This is a genomic window from Pseudoroseomonas cervicalis ATCC 49957 (genome assembly GCF_000164635.1).
Lineage (GTDB): Bacteria > Pseudomonadota > Alphaproteobacteria > Acetobacterales > Acetobacteraceae > Pseudoroseomonas > Pseudoroseomonas cervicalis.
In genome coordinates this window covers 1-1320 of sequence record NZ_GG771004.1, presented here as the reverse complement: position 1 = coordinate 1320, position 1320 = coordinate 1, and the positions used below count along the sequence as shown (strand labels likewise).

The window sequence follows — 1320 nt, the reverse complement described above, 5'->3', positions numbered from 1 at the left end:
CGCCGCGCTGCCGGCCAGCACCAGCGGCGCCAGCCGCGCCCGCGCGCCGCCCGCCAGGGCGAGCAGCAGCAGCAGGGCCAGCAGCAGGCCGGAGGCCTCGGTCATCATGCGGGGGGAAGCCGGATCACCGCGGCAGGATAGCCCCGGTCAGAGCATCGCCAAGGGCTGCTTGCGGCGCGGCGGCGGGAAGGCGGCGTCCAGCTCGGCCAGGTCCTCGGGCGTCAGCACGATCTTCCAGACCTCGGCATTCTCGCGCAGATGCGCCTCGGTGGAGGCTTTCGGGATGCTGATCACGCCCTCGTTGCGCAGCGTCCAGGCCAGCGCGATCTGCGCCGGGCTGGCGCCCTGGCGGGCGGCGATGCGCGCCAGGGTCTTGTGCCGCAGCAGCGCGCCGCCCTGGCCGACCGGCGAATAGGCCATCACCGGCATCTTGAGGCGCGCCGCATAGGGCAGCAGGTCGAATTCCACGCCGCGCGCCTCCAGATTGTACAGCACCTGGTCGGTGGCGCAGTCGGCAAGCGCCGGGCCCAGCTCCTCCAGATCCTCGACATCGAGGTTGGAGACGCCCCAGCGGCGGATCTTGCCCTGCTCCACCGCGCGCTCCATCGCCTCCACCGTCTCGGCCAGCTTCACGCCGCCGCGCCAGTGCAGCAGATAGAGGTCGAGGACATCGGTGCGCAGCCGCTTCAGGCTGGCCTCCAGCGCGCGCGGCAGCGCCTGGCGCGAGGCGTTGTGCGGATAGACCTTGCTGACCAGGAACACCTCCTGGCGGCGGCCGGCGATGGCCTCGGCCACCACCTCCTCGGCGCCACCCTCGGCATACATCTCGGCGGTGTCGATCAGCGTCAGGCCGAGATCGAGGCCGAGGCGCAGCACCCGCGCCTCGGCGGCGCGGTCGGCGCCGCGCTCGCCCAGCTTCCAGCTGCCCTGGCCCAGGGCGGGAACGGTGCTGCCATCCGGCAGGGCGACTCTGTTCATGGCGGATTCCCCTTCGGCTTCCTATGTTGCGCGGCATGCGCGCTCTCGCCACCCTCGCCCTCGCTCTTGTCAGCATCGGCGCCGCCATGCCGGCCCGGGCCCAGGACAGCTTCGGCCCCTGGATCCTGACCTGCGCCGCCGACCCGATGACCGACAAGGCCACCTGCCGCATGACGCACCAGACCCCGGTGGAGCCGGCCTCCGCCGGCAGCACCGCCCTGGCGCTGGAGGTGGCGCCACGGCGCGGCCGGCTGGTGCCGGTGGTCACCGCGCGCGAGCTTGGCCTCGACAGCGCGGCGCGCGGGCTGCTGGCGCTGACCGGCACGGCGCAGCTGCGCTTCC

The 1320-nt window shown here is 73.4% G+C and carries 1 protein-coding gene and 1 pseudogene; one reads left to right on the top strand and one right to left on the bottom strand.

Going from position 1 to position 1320, the window contains the following annotated elements:
- Positions 1-147 precede the first annotated feature (147 nt).
- Positions 148-978: an aldo/keto reductase gene (locus HMPREF0731_RS21210; RefSeq protein WP_007006295.1), complete on the bottom strand. Its 831-nt coding sequence runs from the start codon at positions 976-978 to the stop codon at positions 148-150.
- 35 nt (positions 979-1013) lie between these two features.
- Between HMPREF0731_RS21210 and HMPREF0731_RS21205 the strand changes: the two are divergent.
- A pseudogene (locus tag HMPREF0731_RS21205) lies at positions 1014-1320 on the top strand (hypothetical protein); the annotation flags it as partial.